A 14,988-nucleotide genomic window follows, 5' to 3' on the forward strand; every position below is an offset into this window, starting at 1 on the left:
CTTTCCGCCGGCTTTGGACAGGGGCTGATCGCGGTCGAAACGTACATGCCGGCCCGCGGTTTCCAGCGCCACCGACAGCCCCTGGAGGCGTGCCGGCAAGCGGCGGCAGCCGTTGCGGTCAATCAAGCGCAAGCTCGTCGGTTGAACCCCGGGTCGCATGAACCTGATATGCATTGCGACAAGGCAGGATGATCCGCGCACATTCGCAACTAACTGTCTGGTTGCGATACATTATTGGCGCAATATAGCACGTCATCGACTTTGGTCATAAGATCGTCCTGTGTCGGCGGCTTGCGAAGAGGATTGGCGGGTGCGGGCATAACATCGACCCACGGCTTCGAACCGGAGATTGCCCATGAGCGACCTGATCCTGACCACATATGACTGGGTGCCGGAGATGCCACGGGGCCTTGTGCGCGACCTTCGGGTGCGCTGGGCGCTCGAAGAGGCAGGATTGCCCTATCGGGTGGAAAGCACGCCGTTTCGCGATCGCGGCCCCGAACATTTCGCGGCGCAGCCCTTCGGCCAGGTGCCGTGGCTGACCGACGGCGACCTGACCCTGTTCGAGAGCGGCGCGATCCTGCTGCATCTGGCGGACAAGAGCCCGGCGTTGATGCCGCAGGACGCGCGGGGTCGGGCCGAAGTCCTGTCATGGGTCATCGCCGCGCTCAATTCGGTCGACCTGCCGTGCCAGCCATGGAGCCTGTTCCGGTTCATGGGATTGCCCGGCGAAGCACCCGAGGCGAAGATGATCGACAAATTCCTGAAAGCCCGGCTCGACCGAATGGATGCGGTTCTCGTCGATCGCGAATGGCTCGTTGCGGGCCGCTTCACGGTCGCTGACCTGCTCATGGCGGATGTGATGCGGCAGGTCGATCGGTTCGACGGGTTGTCCGATCACGCGGCCTGTCGCGACTTCCTCGCCCGCGCCACGGCGCGACCGGCGTTTGAAAAGGCGCATCGCGACCAGATGGCTCACTTCGCCGCCGCCGATGTGGCCTGAGAACGCGCCATGTACGCCAAGGACGTTCCCGCCGGGACCATCTTCTATCACGGAACCAAGGCCGATCTGGCCATCGGCGACCTGATCGCGCCGGGGTTCGAGAGCAATTTCGTCGAACGGGGGCTGAAGCACGTCTATTTCGCGGCGAAGCTCGAAGCGGCCACATGGGGCGCGGAACTGGCGAGGGGTGACGGGAGGGGTCGTATCTTCATCGTCGAGCCGACCGGCCCGTTTGAGGATGACCCGAACCTCACCGACAAGAGGTTTCCCGGCAACATGACCGCCTCCTACCGATCGACCGCGCCGCTGCGGATCACGGGCGAACTGGAAGATTGGGTCGGCCATGCTCCCGAGCAAGTCAGGGAGATGAAGGACAATCTCGCCCGCATGAAACGCGAGGGCACGGACACGATCATCGAGGACTGATGCGCCGAAGGCCGGAGCGCGGCAGAAAACTCCAGGCCCGAGCGGTCCAGGGCCGGATGGCGGCGCATCCTTGGCGCAGCCTCTCCATCAGGGGTCGCGGCAGGAGAAGGCCACGATTCCTGATAAGGACAAAGCCCACCCGGCACGCCACTCCTGCATTGTCCGAAAGGACGAGGCGACCGCCCAGCACCCGGTTCATGATCCGGGCTGGGAGATTAAATCGATGGCGCTGCAAACATTCCCCCGAATTTGCCCGACCTGCGAGGCCAGCTGCGGGTTGGTCATCGAAGCCGATCCCGACAGTGGCGTGGTCGGCCGGGTGTCCGGTGATCCGGCCCATCCGTCGAGCAAGGGCTATGTCTGCCCGAAGTCGCAGGCGATCAAGGCGCTGCGCGAGGATCCCGACCGGCTGACGAGGCCGCTGATCCGCGATGGCGAGGGCTTCCGCGAGGCGAGTTGGGAAGAGGCGCTGGACTTTGCGGCGGCCGGGCTCAGGCGCGTCGTGGCTGACCATGGATCGAGCGCGCTGGGCATCTATCTGGGCAATCCCACGGCGCACGTCGCCGCGTTGCAGTTGGTCGGAGGGTCGCTGCTCTCCGCCATGCCGGCGCAACTCACCGGGGCGGCCGCGATCGACAACTTCGCGCGCAACATGGTCGACGCCTATCTCTATGGCGATATCGGCAATGTTCCCGTACCCGACGTCGACCGTACCGAATTCTTCCTGATCTTCGGCGCCAACCCGGCCGTGTCGAATGGCAGCATGTTCGGCGCCCCCGGCATGCCCGGTCGGCTCAAGCGGTTGCGCGCCCGCGGCGGGCGGCTGGTGGTGGTCGATCCGCGCCGCACGCCCACTGCCGAACTGGCCGACGACCACTTCGCCATCCGTCCGGGCACCGACGCGCTGCTGGCGCTGGCGCTGATCGACACGCTGTTCCGCGAGGGGCTGGTGCGCCTTGGCCGCCTGGAAGGGCACGTGTCGGGACTCGACGAATTGCGCGCCGTCGCGGCGCAATTCCCGGCCGAGCGCGTCGCCCCGCTCACCGGCATCGCAGCGGAGCGCATCACCCAGTTGGCGCGCGACTTTGCCGCCGCCGGCAGTGCCGCCGCCTATAGCCGGGTCGGCATCAATACCCAGAGCTTCGGCACGCTCGGCGTCTGGGCGATAGACTGCCTCAACATCCTCACCGGCAATTGCGATGCCGAGGGTGGGGTGATCTTCCCCGAGGGCAGCCTGCCGGTCTTCACCCGCGATCCCTATGTCGGCGATCAGCCGCCCCATGGTCGCTGGCACTCGCGCGTCTCGGGCGCGCCGGAACTGGGCGCCACCATGCCCACCCACGCCATGTGGGAGGATGTCGAGACGCCGGGCCCCGGTCGCATCCGGGGCATGACGATCATCGCCGGCAACCCCGTACTGTCCAACCCCAATGCCGGCCGCGTCGCCGCCGCCCTGGACAGCCTGGAGTTCCTGGTCGCGGTCGACATCTACCTCAACGAGACGACGCGCTTTGCCGACGTCATCCTGCCGCCGGGCGATCACCTGCGCCACAGCGAGTTCACGCTGATCTGGAACAACTGGATGGTGGAGGACGTGATCTCCTGGTCGCCGCGCATCCTGCCGCCCGATCCCGACGGACGCACCGACTGGAGCATCATCAACGGCCTCGCCGCCCGCTTCATCGGCATGGACGAGGCCGCTTACGACCTGCGCTGCGCGGTGGAATATCTGTCGCGCCAGGCACCGCAATTGCCGCGCCTGCCCGCCGGGGCGGACCTGGCCGGGCTCCTGGCCAGCGCTGATGGCGAGGACTGGCCCGAACGCATCTTCGATATCCTGTTGCGCGGCGGCAAGAACGGCGACGGCTTCGGCAGCCATCCCGGCGGCCTGTCGCTGGCCCGGCTGCGCGAAAGTCCGGCCGGGATTTCCCACGGGCCGATGCAGCATGGACGCCTGCCGCAGGCGATCGCCACCCCCGACGGCAAGATCGCGCTGGCGGCCGCTCCGTTCCTTGCCGATATTCCCCGGCTGGAGCAGGCGATCGACGATGGCAGGTTCGCGCACGGTACGCTGCGCCTGATCGGTCGGCGCGAGATGCGCTCCAACAACAGCTGGATGCACAATCTGCAGCCGCTGGTGAAAGGGCCGAAGCGCTGTACGGCGATGATCAGTCCGGCCGATGCCATCCGACTCGGCATCGACGAAGGCGACGAGGTGCGGTTGCGCTCGCGGGTTGGCGAGATCACGCTGCCCGCGCGCATCACCGACGAAGTGGGGATCGGCACGGTATGCGTGCCGCACGGCTGGAGCGAGGCGCTTGACGGCTCGCGCCTGGGCCTCGCCCACAGCCTCGACGGCGCCAATTACAACCGGCTGAGCGACGACGCCGAATTCGACGTGCCGAGCGGCTGCGCCAGCTTCAATGGCACGCCGATCGTCGTGGAGCTGGCAAGGACCATCGCGCAGCAGGACGCAGCTTGAACACCATGGTCCCGGCGATTGCCGAGGTCGAACGCCTGGTCGCCCGGGCGGCGGCAGCGGGCATCCCACCGACCGGCGAAAGCTGGCGTGAAGGATTGGAGGTGTTCCTCGCCGATCTGGCGCGTTCGCGCACGATGCGACCGGGCGCGCGCGAGCGGACGGAAGCCTTCCTGGTGGAGACGCTCAGAGCCCGGTTCGCGCTGGAAGCGTGGCACGCCGCGCATCCGGCGGCGGCCGCGACGCCAGTGACGCGCCCGTTGATCGTGCTGGGCATGCCGCGCGCGGGCACGACCTTCCTGGTCAACCTGCTCAGCCTCGACCCGCAGCGGCGGATGCACTGGAACTGGGAGGGCAATCGCGAACTGCCCCCGGCCGAGGCCGCCCACCTGCACGATGATCCGCGCATCGCGGTGCGGGTGCGCGAGGTCGATGCGCGGATCGAAAGCGGTTTCCTGCCGCTCAACCATCATGTCGAGCGCGGCGACGAGCCCACCGAGTGTTTCTGGCAGATGCAGCAGGACTTCAAGTCGTTCTCGCTGCTGATCCATACCCAGGTGCCCGACTATTTCGAATGGTGGCTGCACCATGCCGACATGGCCGCCGCCTATGCCTGGCACTGCCGCTATCTCCAGGTACTGCAGAGCGCCGCACCGGGGGCCTGGACGCTCAAATTCCCCTCGCATGCGCTCGCCGTGGAAGAGATCATCGCCACATATCCCGATTCGCGGATCGTCTACACCCATCGAGACCCGATCAAGCCGCTCGGCTCGACCTGCAGCCTCAATGCCCATCCGCTGTCGATGACCAACAGCGATGTCGACCTGGCGATGGTCGGTTATCAGGTCTCCGGGATCCTCGCCGCCAGCGCGCAGCGGATGATCGCCGCGCGCGACCGCCATCCGGACCATGCCTTTCACGACATTCACTACCGCGATTTCATCCGCGACCCGATGGCGACGATCCGCGCGCTCTATGCGTTCGAGGGGCTGGAGCTGAGCGACGTGGTGGCGCAGGCGATGGAGGCGGCGATCACCACCCATGAGGCAGCGCGTGGCCACGCCGGCGCCCATCTCTATGACCTTGCCGACTATGCGCTGACCGAAGCGACGGTCGATCGCCAGTTCGGCGACTATATCGCCCGCTTCGACATTGCCCTGGAAAGACGCTGATGCACCAGTGGTTCCCCGACTATCCGACGCGCGATGCGGACATCGTCGACTATCGTCCGTTCACCCTGGACGGGTGCCCGGTCCCGTTTCGCGGGCCCGCAATCGATCCGCAGGCCGCGCCGGAGCGGTCGTTCTTCACCTGTCTCGGCGCGGCGCAGACCTATGGCTGCTTCGTCGACCGTCCCTATCCCGACCTGCTCTCCGATCGTCTTGGCCTCAGCGCCCTCAACCTCGCGGTGGGCGGCGCCGGGCCGGGATTCTATCTCCAATATCCCGCGCTGATCGCCGCGATGAACCGGGGCCGCTTCGTCGTCGTGCAGGCGATGGCGGCGCGCCACGAGGCGAACAGCCGCTTTGCCGCCGACGGCTATGTCGAATATCTGCGTGACCGGGTGAGCGGTGACAGCATCGATACCGTTTCCGCGTGGAGCCGGGTGCTGGAGGAAACGCCCGATGACGCGCCCCGCCTCGTGGCGGAAAGCCAGGCGAGCTGGCTGGAATCGATGCGGCGGCTGCGTGCTGCGATCACCGTGCCGGTGGTGTTCCTGTGGTTCTCGCAGCAAAAGCCGGCGGCGCTTGCCTGGCCTGAACTGCGCGCGGAAGTGGGCCGGCGGCCGACTGTCGAGCTGGTCCACCGGATGTTCGGTGCGTTTCCGCAGCTGGTCGACGCGGCTATGGCCAAAGAGGCGGCGGCGATGTGCACCGCCGCGATCAACTGCGTAAGCGAGCGGGGGGCCGGCGCGCCGCTCATCAACCGCTGGACTGGCAAGCCGATCGATCCCGCCAATTATGAAAATCGCGGGGTCGAATATGTCGCGCTGGCCACCGGCCGCAACGATTACTACCCCTCGCCCGAGATGCACGAAGATGCAGCAACAGCGCTGCTCGGAGCCGTGAGGGGGTTGTGACCGCCTTGGGCACCGCGAAGGGCGCGAAATGGCGGCCACCGCTCGTTCGCGAAATTGAACAACCATCAAGCGCAACACCCCCAATATCATAGGAGCGGAAACATGAATGATAATGTCGTCGTCATTACGGGCGTTCGCGGACTGGGCCTTGCATGTGCCCGCCGTCTCGGCGTTGGCAAACAGCTTGTGCTCGCGGACAACAATCCTGAGGTTCTGGCCGACACGGTTCGGCAATTCGAGGACGATGGCTACAAGGTGCTGTCCGCGGTGGTCAACGTGGCCGACCCCGATTCCGTGAACGAACTAGCCGCACTGGTAGCCCGGACCGGGCGGCTCGCAACCTTGATGCATACGGCGGGCGTCTCTCCCGGCATGGCGGACTGGGAGACGATCTTCAACGTGAACCTCGTCGGCACGATCCACATATTGAATGCGTTCAAGCCGCTGGCCGTGGACGGCACGGTGGCGTTCGTCACCGCCAGCAACGCCGCCTATTACTCGCCGGTCCCGCTGGACGTGGAGGAAAAACTCGCGCTGGCCCCGATCGAGGACCTGAAGGCGGTGGTGCAGAGCGTGGCGGGCCACGACACAGGCATTGGCTCATACTGGCTTGCCAAGCGCTCCAACCAGCTTCGCGTGCAGGCGCAGGCCGCCGACTGGGGCGCCCGCGGCGCGCGGTTGCTCTCGATCAGCCCCGGCATCATTTCAACCGCGATGATCCGCCATGAACGCAAGCACGGAGCGCCGATCGACCAGACCATCGCCAGCCAGCCGATTGCGCGGTTGGGGAATGCCGAGGATATTGCCTCCGCCGTCTGTTGGCTTGCCGGTCCCGAGGCATCCTACATCACGGGCACGGACCTGCTCGTCGATGGCGGCATGCAGGCTTCGCTGCGCTGGTCGAAACTGTCGACCGAATATCTGGAAAGCTTCAAGAAAGATACGAACTCGTAAGGCCCGGACCGCGTCGGGATCTTGCCGCGCGGATCATGGCTGTCTGCGGTGCTGCGGTGTTTGTCGCCCGGTATCGCGGGCTGCCGCGGCCCGATCCTTGTTATCCGCTGATCAGGCGTCGGCCAGGATCAGGTCCGACGCCTTTTCGCCGATCATGATGGCGGCGGCGTTGGTGTTGCTCTGGAGCGTCGTATTGATGGTCACACGCTGACCGCAGTCAGGCCGGAATCTCGCAGGCGGCCGATACGGACTGCGCGCTTTTTCCCATCAACTCACAGCCACGAAACGCGGCGGTCGCTTCGCCAGGAAAGCGGCGACTCCTTCCCGCCCTTCGGACGCCCCGGCAGACGCTGCAATCCAGGCGGCTTCGCGATCCAGCTGGGTGGGAAGGTCGGCGATGGCGGACCCCATCAGCAAGGCGCGACATCTGGCGAGTGCGCGGATCGGCCCCTTTGCCAGCGCCGATGCCACGGTCGATGCCTCGGCACGGAGCGCATCGTCGGCGACCACGCGTGTCACAAGGCCCATGCCTGCCGCTTCCTCCGCCCCGACCCGTCGATTGGTGAACAGCATCTCCTGCGCTCGCCGCATCCCGATCAGGCGCGGCAACCACCATGATGCGCCGCCATCCGGTGTCAGCCCGACAGCGCTATAGGCCGAAGTGAAATGCGCGGAGGCGGCTGAGAGCGCGATGTCACCCAATATCGCAAGGCTGAGCCCAGCGCCGGCGGCGGGACCGTTGATAGCCGTGACGAGAGGTTTTTCCATCGTGGCCAGTCGATGGATGCCGGCATGGAAACTGCGTGCGAGGGCGCCGACCGCCGCTTCGGCATCCTCCCCGGCGGCGGAGAAGGCATCGATGTCGCCACCGACGCAAAAGAATTTGCCGCTTCCGGTGAGCACGACGCAGCGTATGTCCTGGTCCGCCGCGCATCGCTCCGCCAGTTCATGAAGGCGCAATGCGAATTCGGGATCGACCGAATTGCGCTTTTCGGGGCGCGCCAGCGTCAGCCAGGCGATGCCATCCTCGACAGTGAGCGTGATGGCCGGGCTGCTCATCGGGCGCCCGCCCTTTCCGCCTGCTGCCATGCGAGACGCATGAGTTCCGGGAGCACCGCAACGCGCTCGCGCGCCTGCGCGGACGAAGCGTTGCCGCGGATGACCCGACCCTTGATGCCATGGAAGATGGCCGCGAGCCGAAAGAAGTTGAAGGCAATATAGAAGTCGTAACCCGGCATGTCCGCCAACCCCCTGCGCCGGCAATAGGTGGCGAGATAGGCCTCTTCATCGGCTATGCCGAGCGCAGCGGGGTCGCTCCCGCCGAGGCCGGCGACGATGTGCGGCGGCATCCTATACATCATCGCGTGATAGGCGAAGTCGGCACCCGGATGGCCCAGCGTCGAGAGCTCCCAGTCCAGCACGGCCAGCACGCGCGGCTGCGTCGGGTGGAAGATCAGATTGTCGATGCGGAAATCGCCATGGACGATGCTCGTTTCCTCCCCCGGCGGGATGTGTGCGGGGAGCCATTCCACCAGCCGGTCCATGCAGGGATCGCGCCCCGCCTGTGCGTCCTCAAGATATTGGCGCGACCAGCGCGCAATCTGTCGTTCGAAATAATTTCCTGGCCGGCCATAGTCTGCAAGGCCGGCAGCCGCGTAGTCGATGCTGTGGAGATCGGCGATCGTCGCGTTCATGGCGTCGAAGAGCGCCGCCCTTTCCGTGGGGGACATATCGGGAAGCGCGGCATCCCAGAAGATGCGGCCCTCCACCATGTCCATGACGTAGAAGATCGTGCCGATGATGGCGGGATCGGTGCACAGGCCATGGACGGCGGCGACCGGGAAGCCCGCTCGCGACAGGCCAGCGAGCACCTTCGCCTCGCGGTCGAGCGCATGGGCACCCTTGAGCAAGGGGCCGGGTGGTTGCTTGCGCAGGACATAGGCCTTGCCCGGCGTGATCAGCTTGTAGGTCGGATTGGACTGCCCGCCCCTGAACTGCTCGATCCGGAGCGGCCCGCCATAATCGGCGGCATTGGCGCGCATCCAGGCGTCCAGCGCGACCAAATCCAGCTCATAGCCGGGACGGACGGTCGCCGTACCGCTATTGTCTTCGACCAGGGCGTTCATCGGGCGTCGCCATCCCTTGAAATGGGCGGGGGCAGCCATTGGCCGTTCAGCATGTCGGGCTTCGGTCCATAGGCGCGGATCACGACGAAAAATGGTCCCGCCGGTGCGGGAAGCCAGTTTCCACCAGATGATGCGGCGCGCTGGATGCGGATTTCGATCGACCCATCCTTCTGTACCTTCAGGCCCTTTGTCCGATCGCTCACCAGATAGCGGCGGAGCGGATTGGGGTGGAGGGCGAAGGTCTTCGCGTCGTAGAGGGTGACGGACCAGAAGCTGTTGACGGGCGGGGGCGTTTGCAGCCGGAGCATGTAGCGGGACGACGCGCCGTCCAGCGCAGCACCCTTGCCATCCGCGAACGTCGTGTAGGACGCATTTTCCTCCCGCACATTCGCGCCGAGGCCTGCCATGTTGATGACGGAACGGCGCAGATAATTGAACCCGTAGACGCCCTTGTTGACCTTCATCCAGCCAGTGCCGGTGGGTTCGCCCAATTGCGACTTGGCGCGTGTGAGCATAGCCATCGCGTCCGAGTAACCGCTTTCGATCGTGGCTCGCGTGGCAGGGGTAAGCCTGTCGGGATCGAACGGGCGGTCGCCCATTATGCCGAGCGGTCGGAAGCGCGACACGAGCGCTTCCTCGCCCGGCTGCCAGCCATTGGCCCGAAGCACATAGTCGAGCGAGCGGAGATAGCCGGTAGCGCCAGCGGCGGGTGGTGGTGGTGAAGATGCGTCGCCATGAGAGCTCACCGTCCCTTCCTCTTCCGGAGTGATGATCCGGACCGCATCCTGAAAAGCGCGAGCAGCCCGGACCTCGGCGTCGGACTGGGCGAAGGCACGCATGAGGATCCAAAGCTGGGTCGTGGCGGCCGGATAGACCGTGACCCCGGCGGGCGGGTTTCCGCGCCAGCCGCGCGGCACCAGCAGGAACCGGCCGCCTTTGACGCCGATGGTACGATTGCTGAGATTGCTGGGATTGCCGAAAATGTCGAAAATATTGAGCGTGAAATATTTGAGCTGCGTGGCCGGGATGTCGATTTCGACCGGGCCCTTGCTCAGGTCTACCCAGGCCGTGGAGTAAAGCGTGTCCGTATTGGGCACCTTGAAGGTTGCATAGTCCGGCCCCGCAAGGCTCCGCTCATGCGCAAAGCGGTTGAATCCGGTGTAATTGCTCGAACTTCGATCGAACGCCTGCCGATAGAGTTGCTCATAGTGCAGATAGGCAGCCATGCCATAGATGGTCGCGTCGAACGCGACGGTCCGAATCAGGGCGGCGCGATCCTTCTCGTCCCTGGGCAGCAGGTCCTCGCCATAACCGGTTTGCGAAGTAGCAGCCTCGGGCGCTGCGAAGTTCGCTGGCTGGGTATGTCCAGCGGTCGACATGAGGAGCGGCAAGAGGGCCAGCATCGGCCGCATGGCCGGCATCCATCGGCCAGCGCTCATCCCTGCGCCGCCTTCCAGTCGCGCTTGATCTTCTTGGCCAGGCTCCATTTATGAACCTCGGTCGGACCGTCGTAGATGCGGAAGGCGCGGATTTCCCGGAACGCCTGCTCGACGATGGTGTCGCCCGAAACACCCGAGCCGCCCATCACCTGAACGCAGCGGTCGGCGACGCGGAACAGCGCATCCGACACCGCGACCTTGGCCATGGAGCTTTCCGCCGTGCCGAGCGAACCTGTGTCGAGAACATCTGCGCACCAGTCGATCATGCGTTCGGCCTGTTTCAGGTCGATGAGGTTGTCCGCCAGCATGAAGCCGACACCTTCATGATCGACCAGCGGCTTGCCGAAGGCGTGGCGGCGGCAGGCATAATCGGTTGCGATTTCCTGCGCGCGCATTGCCAGGCCGAGCCAGCGCATGCAGTGGGACAGCCGGGCCGGGCTGAGGCGTATCTGCGCATAGGCGAAACCTTCTCCGCTCGCGCCCAGCATCTGGTCCGCCGGAACGCGCAGATCGACGATGTCGACTTCTGCGTGCCCGCCGGGCATGGAACTGTCGATCGTGTCGATCACGCGCACCGTCCGGATCGCGGGATCGGGCAGGTCGACGAGGAACATGCAGGCGCCGTCGTCCGACCGGGCCATGACGATGCCCACGCGCGCCCCTTCCGCCCCGGTGATGAACTTCTTGCGGCCGTTGATGATCCAATGGTCGCCGTCGCGACGGCAGGTCGTCTGCATCATCGACGGATCGGATCCCGCGCCCCCGTTTTCGGCAGGTTCTGTCATGAAGAAGGCGGAGCGCGCCTCGCCCCTCACCAGCGGATCGAGAAATCGGGCCTTCTGCCCGGCGTTGCCGACCTTCCCGAGCAGATACATGTTGCCCTCATCGGGAGCGGCGGTGTTGCAGGCGAGGGGGCCGAGCGGCGACAGCCCCGTCCTCATGAGGACGATGGCCGTCTCCCGCTGCGTCAGATGCGATCCGTCGTGCAGGACATGCGGGGTCAGCACGCCTGCCTCGCGTGCCTTTGCGCGCAGTTCCCAGACGAGCGCATCTTCCGGCCCATGGAAGCCGAGACGACTGTCCCTTTCGTAGGGAATGACCACGTTCCGGACGAAGGCTTCCACCTTCGACGCGATGGCAGTTGCCCGATCGGTCATTGCGCGGTGCTCCCCCCATCGATCACGAGTTCGGCCCCGGTCATGTAACGGGATTCATCGCTTGCCAGGAAAAGGATGCCATCCGCGATCTCCTCCGCCTGTCCGATGCGTCCGAGCGGGACATCCGCCAGCAGGGTCCGGGCGATTTCCGCATCGGCATAGGCAGGTGCGGTCAGCGGTGTCGCGATGTGACCGGGGTGGACGGAGTTCGCGCGCACGCCATTGCCGGCCGCGGCGCATTCAAGTGCGGTCGCCTTGGTGAACAAACGGACGCCGCCCTTGGCCGCGCTGTAGGATCCGGTGCCGGCGCCAGCCACGATGCCCCGGATGGAGGACATGTTGATGATCGCGCCACGGCCGGAGGCGGCGAGGAATGGCATCATATATTTTGTCCCCAGAAAGACACTGTCGAGATTGACGGCGATGATCGACCGCCACTGCGCCAGCGTCGTGTCCGCGATCGACGTGAACTTGCCGAACCCGGCATTGTTCACGAGGATGTCAAGCGTGCCGGACCGTGCTGCAACCCGATCTGCCAGCGCGGCCCATGCCTGCTCTTCGGTGACGTCCATGATGACGAACTCATGCCCGGCGCCCGGCAGCGATTCGCGCGCATTCGACAGCGCGTCGCCGTTGCGGTCCGCCAGTATGAGCGTCGCGCCCTCCGCCGCGAAGCGCCGGGCGGTGGCGAGCCCGATGCCCGAAGCAGCGCCGGTGATGAGCGCGATCCGCGCCTGAAGCCTGCTCACGCTCTTTGCCCTTCTGCGTCAGCCTTGCCCTTGCTGAGCGAAATCAGGCTGTCGAATACGGGATTTTCCCGGGCAAGGATGGCTTGCGTCCGCCGCGCGATCACCTGATCGTACCGCGCCGAGGTAAAGACATAAAACTGATCCTGGCGGATGCCCTCGAACGCCTGGGCGGCAACCTCCTCAGGCGACGGGGCATTCTGGAACAGATTGTCCGAAATCGACTGCAACTCCGTGGCTTCCGCCGGTTGGCCGTCGTTCGATCGCAAATGTGCGGGCCGGGATCGTTCGGCCTCGTAAATGCGGGTCGCGACCAGGCCGGGGCACAGCATCGTGACGCCGATCGGGGCGTTCCGCTCACGCAGACCGGCATAGAGCGCTTCAGTGATGCGGACGACGGCATGCTTTGACGCGCCATATACGGCGGAGCCTTCGCCGCTCACGAAGCCGGCCACGGACGCGGTATTGAGAATATGTCCCGGCCGTCCCTCCGCCAGCATCCTGGGCACGAAGCTGCGGATGCCGTTGACCACGCCATCCATGTTGACGCCGAAGGCCCAGCGCCAGTCCTCCAGCGCATATTCCCAGACGTGCCGGTGGCGGCCGCCGGGGACGACGCCGGCATTGTTGCACAGCAGGGATACGTCGCCAAAGCGCGACCATGCAAGGTCGGCCAGAGCCTGCACCGCATCCGGATCGGCCACATCGGTTCTGTGCAGCGCGATCGCCGGACTTTCGATGGTGCCGGCCACCGCCTCCAGGTCGGCAAGATTGATGTCGGCGAGGACTAGGTTCATGCCCTCGCCTGCGGCGAGATGCGCGAGCGCCGCGCCGATGCCGCTGCCGGCCCCCGTGATGACGGCCGTCCTGCCCTTGAAGTCCTTCATCCAGGCATGCTCCTCTCGCATCTGCCGATCCGGGATCGACCCTTGTACAAGGGTGCGATTTAGTCGACCGTCCGGTCGGACGTCAACTCCTTATCAGAAGTTGACCGCGATCGCGAAGCGGCATAGCCATATTCAACCGACCGGACGGTCCATGCATTAACGGAGAGACGATGACTGACCTTCTGCCCCCGCTCGCCAGTCTTGGCCGCTTGCGTCGCGACGCACCGAAGACCATCGCGGGATTCCGCCGCTGGCGCATGATCATCGATTCGGACGGGGCGGTCCCGGCGCGGATCAAGAGGTTGTTCGTCGCCTGCGCCGCCACGATAAAGGGCTATCGGGAACTTGCGACGCGGGAACTGGCCGAGGCCCGGTCGGCCGGTCTCACCGAAGCGGAGGCCGGCGCGGCGGTCGCAATCCTTGCAAGCGTGCGTGGGGAGGGGGCGTCGCTGCGCTTCCATGATCTTTTCCGGGAGATCTATCCGGAAGCCGCCGATCCCGACTGGCCTGACGACGACATGGTCGTGGAAGATGGTGCCGCGGAGGCGAATTTCCTGCAATATTTCGGCGCCATGCCGCCTTCCCTGGGCAAGCTGTTCGAGGTCAAGCCCCTGGGCGCCGACGCCTATTATCTCATGCGCGAGGGGACCTTGTCGGGGACGGCGCTGGGGCCTGTATATGCGGAGCTGCTGCTCGTGACCGTCCTTGTCGCCGACTACAGCGCCTGGGCGTCGGTTCACGTCAAGGGCGCGCGAGCCGCCGGAGCCAGCGAGGAAGCCGTGGCCGAAGCGGTAATCTGCGCAGTGCCGACCGCGGGCCTGTCCGCCTGGGTCGTCGGCGCGACCGCCATGGACGCATAAGGGCCGCCTGTCGTCAAAGGCCGCTGACGAGATGCCCGCCATCCACCGCAATGACCGCGCCGGTCATGTAGCGCGACTGGTCGGAGCACAGCAGCAGGAGCGGCCCGTCCAGGTCATGCACCTGGCCGAGTCGCTTCTGCGGGATGCGCGAGATGAGGCGCTGACCTGCGTCGGATGCGAAAAAGTCGCGGTTGAGGTCGGTTTCGATATAGCCGGGTGCGAGCGCGTTGACCCGGATGTCGAGCGGCGCCCATTCCAGGGCGAGCGCCTTCGTCAACTGGATGAGGCCGGCCTTGCTGGCGGCATAGGCCGCCAGTCCCTTGGACACGCGCTCTCCCAGGATCGAGGCGACGTTGACGATCGTCCCGCCGCCATGCCGCATCATCCGCGCCGCCTGCTGGGCGACGAGGAAGGCACCGGTCAGATTGGGCTGGATCACCTGCGCCCATTCGGAGGCATCGAGGTCGAGCGCCGCACGGGTCTGGGCGACGCCTGCATTGTTGACGAGGATCGAGAGAGATCCCGCAAGTTCGCGCTCGATCTGCCGGAAGGCTGTCGCGACCGCTTCCGGATCGGTCACGTCCATGGCGACGGGGATGCATGTGCCGCCCTGCCCACCAATCTCATCGGCCAGCGCGGAGAGCGCGTCGAGTCGGCGCGCCGCTACCACCACCCTAGCCCCTTCGCGCGCCAGCAGGCGCGCGAAATGTCGGCCCAGACCCGAACTCGCCCCGGTGACCAGCGCTGTCTTGCCCTCAACTTGCATAGTCCGCTCCCTCGCGCTTGCATTCTTGTCATCCAGCCCTATCCCTAGGGGGAACCGACCAGACG

At 65.7% G+C, this 14,988-nt stretch carries 14 protein-coding genes; 7 read left to right on the plus strand and 7 right to left on the minus strand.

Annotated features, from left to right (window positions below; translation table 11 throughout):
- Positions 1 to 355 precede the first annotated feature (355 nt).
- From MRBLSP13_RS19205 to MRBLSP13_RS19230, 6 genes are all read left to right on the plus strand, one after another.
- Positions 356 to 1,003 (plus strand): glutathione S-transferase family protein, encoded by a 648-nt coding sequence (locus tag MRBLSP13_RS19205; RefSeq protein WP_363756119.1) that lies wholly within the window; start codon positions 356 to 358, stop codon positions 1,001 to 1,003.
- 9 nt (positions 1,004 to 1,012) lie between these two features.
- Complete coding sequence (arr, locus tag MRBLSP13_RS19210; RefSeq protein WP_363737839.1) at positions 1,013 to 1,429, plus strand: NAD(+)--rifampin ADP-ribosyltransferase; 417 nt, start codon at positions 1,013 to 1,015, stop codon at positions 1,427 to 1,429.
- 223 nt (positions 1,430 to 1,652) lie between these two features.
- Positions 1,653 to 3,911, plus strand: a complete 2,259-nt coding sequence (locus MRBLSP13_RS19215) for a molybdopterin-dependent oxidoreductase (RefSeq protein WP_363756120.1) — start codon at positions 1,653 to 1,655, stop codon at positions 3,909 to 3,911.
- 5 nt (positions 3,912 to 3,916) lie between these two features.
- On the plus strand, positions 3,917 to 5,080 hold the full coding sequence (locus MRBLSP13_RS19220) for a sulfotransferase family protein (RefSeq protein WP_363756240.1): 1,164 nt from the start codon (positions 3,917 to 3,919) through the stop codon (positions 5,078 to 5,080).
- A complete protein-coding gene (locus MRBLSP13_RS19225; RefSeq protein ID WP_363756122.1) occupies positions 5,080 to 5,988 on the plus strand; it encodes a DUF6473 family protein in 909 nt (302 codons plus the stop codon). The genes MRBLSP13_RS19220 and MRBLSP13_RS19225 overlap by 1 nt, the downstream gene beginning before the upstream one ends.
- Positions 5,989 to 6,090: 102 nt before the next feature.
- Positions 6,091 to 6,942, plus strand: coding sequence for an SDR family oxidoreductase (locus MRBLSP13_RS19230; protein WP_363737845.1), 852 nt, complete (start codon positions 6,091 to 6,093; stop codon positions 6,940 to 6,942).
- Between the two features lie 267 nt (positions 6,943 to 7,209).
- On the opposite strand, the gene MRBLSP13_RS19235 is transcribed toward MRBLSP13_RS19230, so the two are convergent.
- Genes MRBLSP13_RS19235 through MRBLSP13_RS19260 form a run of 6 tightly spaced genes read right to left on the minus strand, consistent with a single transcriptional unit; the run spans position 7,210 to position 13,297 of the window.
- On the minus strand, positions 7,210 to 8,001 hold the full coding sequence (locus MRBLSP13_RS19235; protein WP_133653189.1) for an enoyl-CoA hydratase/isomerase family protein: 792 nt from the start codon (positions 7,999 to 8,001) through the stop codon (positions 7,210 to 7,212).
- Complete coding sequence (locus MRBLSP13_RS19240) at positions 7,998 to 9,068, minus strand: phosphotransferase family protein (protein ID WP_363756124.1); 1,071 nt, start codon at positions 9,066 to 9,068, stop codon at positions 7,998 to 8,000. Before MRBLSP13_RS19240 ends, MRBLSP13_RS19235 begins: the two co-directional genes overlap by 4 nt.
- Positions 9,065 to 10,507 carry a DUF1254 domain-containing protein gene (locus tag MRBLSP13_RS19245; RefSeq protein WP_363756126.1) on the minus strand — a complete coding sequence of 481 codons (1,443 nt, stop codon included), beginning with the start codon at positions 10,505 to 10,507 and terminating at the stop codon, positions 9,065 to 9,067. Before MRBLSP13_RS19245 ends, MRBLSP13_RS19240 begins: the two co-directional genes overlap by 4 nt.
- The gene (locus MRBLSP13_RS19250) at positions 10,504 to 11,664 is read right to left on the minus strand and encodes an acyl-CoA dehydrogenase family protein (RefSeq protein WP_363756128.1); all 1,161 of its coding nucleotides are present in this window, start codon (positions 11,662 to 11,664) and stop codon (positions 10,504 to 10,506) included. Before MRBLSP13_RS19250 ends, MRBLSP13_RS19245 begins: the two co-directional genes overlap by 4 nt.
- Complete coding sequence (locus tag MRBLSP13_RS19255; RefSeq protein WP_363737855.1) at positions 11,661 to 12,413, minus strand: SDR family NAD(P)-dependent oxidoreductase; 753 nt, start codon at positions 12,411 to 12,413, stop codon at positions 11,661 to 11,663. The genes MRBLSP13_RS19250 and MRBLSP13_RS19255 overlap by 4 nt, the downstream gene beginning before the upstream one ends.
- The gene (locus MRBLSP13_RS19260) at positions 12,410 to 13,297 is read right to left on the minus strand and encodes an SDR family NAD(P)-dependent oxidoreductase (protein ID WP_363737857.1); all 888 of its coding nucleotides are present in this window, start codon (positions 13,295 to 13,297) and stop codon (positions 12,410 to 12,412) included. The genes MRBLSP13_RS19255 and MRBLSP13_RS19260 overlap by 4 nt, the downstream gene beginning before the upstream one ends.
- A gap of 170 nt (positions 13,298 to 13,467) precedes the next feature.
- On the opposite strand from MRBLSP13_RS19260, the gene MRBLSP13_RS19265 reads away from it, so the two are divergent.
- Positions 13,468 to 14,157, plus strand: a complete 690-nt coding sequence (locus tag MRBLSP13_RS19265) for a carboxymuconolactone decarboxylase family protein (RefSeq protein ID WP_363737859.1) — start codon at positions 13,468 to 13,470, stop codon at positions 14,155 to 14,157.
- Between the two features lie 13 nt (positions 14,158 to 14,170).
- Here the strand turns inward: MRBLSP13_RS19265 and MRBLSP13_RS19270 are convergent, their stop codons facing one another.
- Complete coding sequence (locus tag MRBLSP13_RS19270; RefSeq protein WP_363737861.1) at positions 14,171 to 14,923, minus strand: SDR family NAD(P)-dependent oxidoreductase; 753 nt, start codon at positions 14,921 to 14,923, stop codon at positions 14,171 to 14,173.
- Between the last annotated feature and the right edge of the window lie 65 nt (positions 14,924 to 14,988).

Origin of the sequence: Sphingobium sp. LSP13-1-1.1 (assembly GCF_040676415.1) — a bacterium.
Lineage (GTDB): Bacteria > Pseudomonadota > Alphaproteobacteria > Sphingomonadales > Sphingomonadaceae > Sphingobium.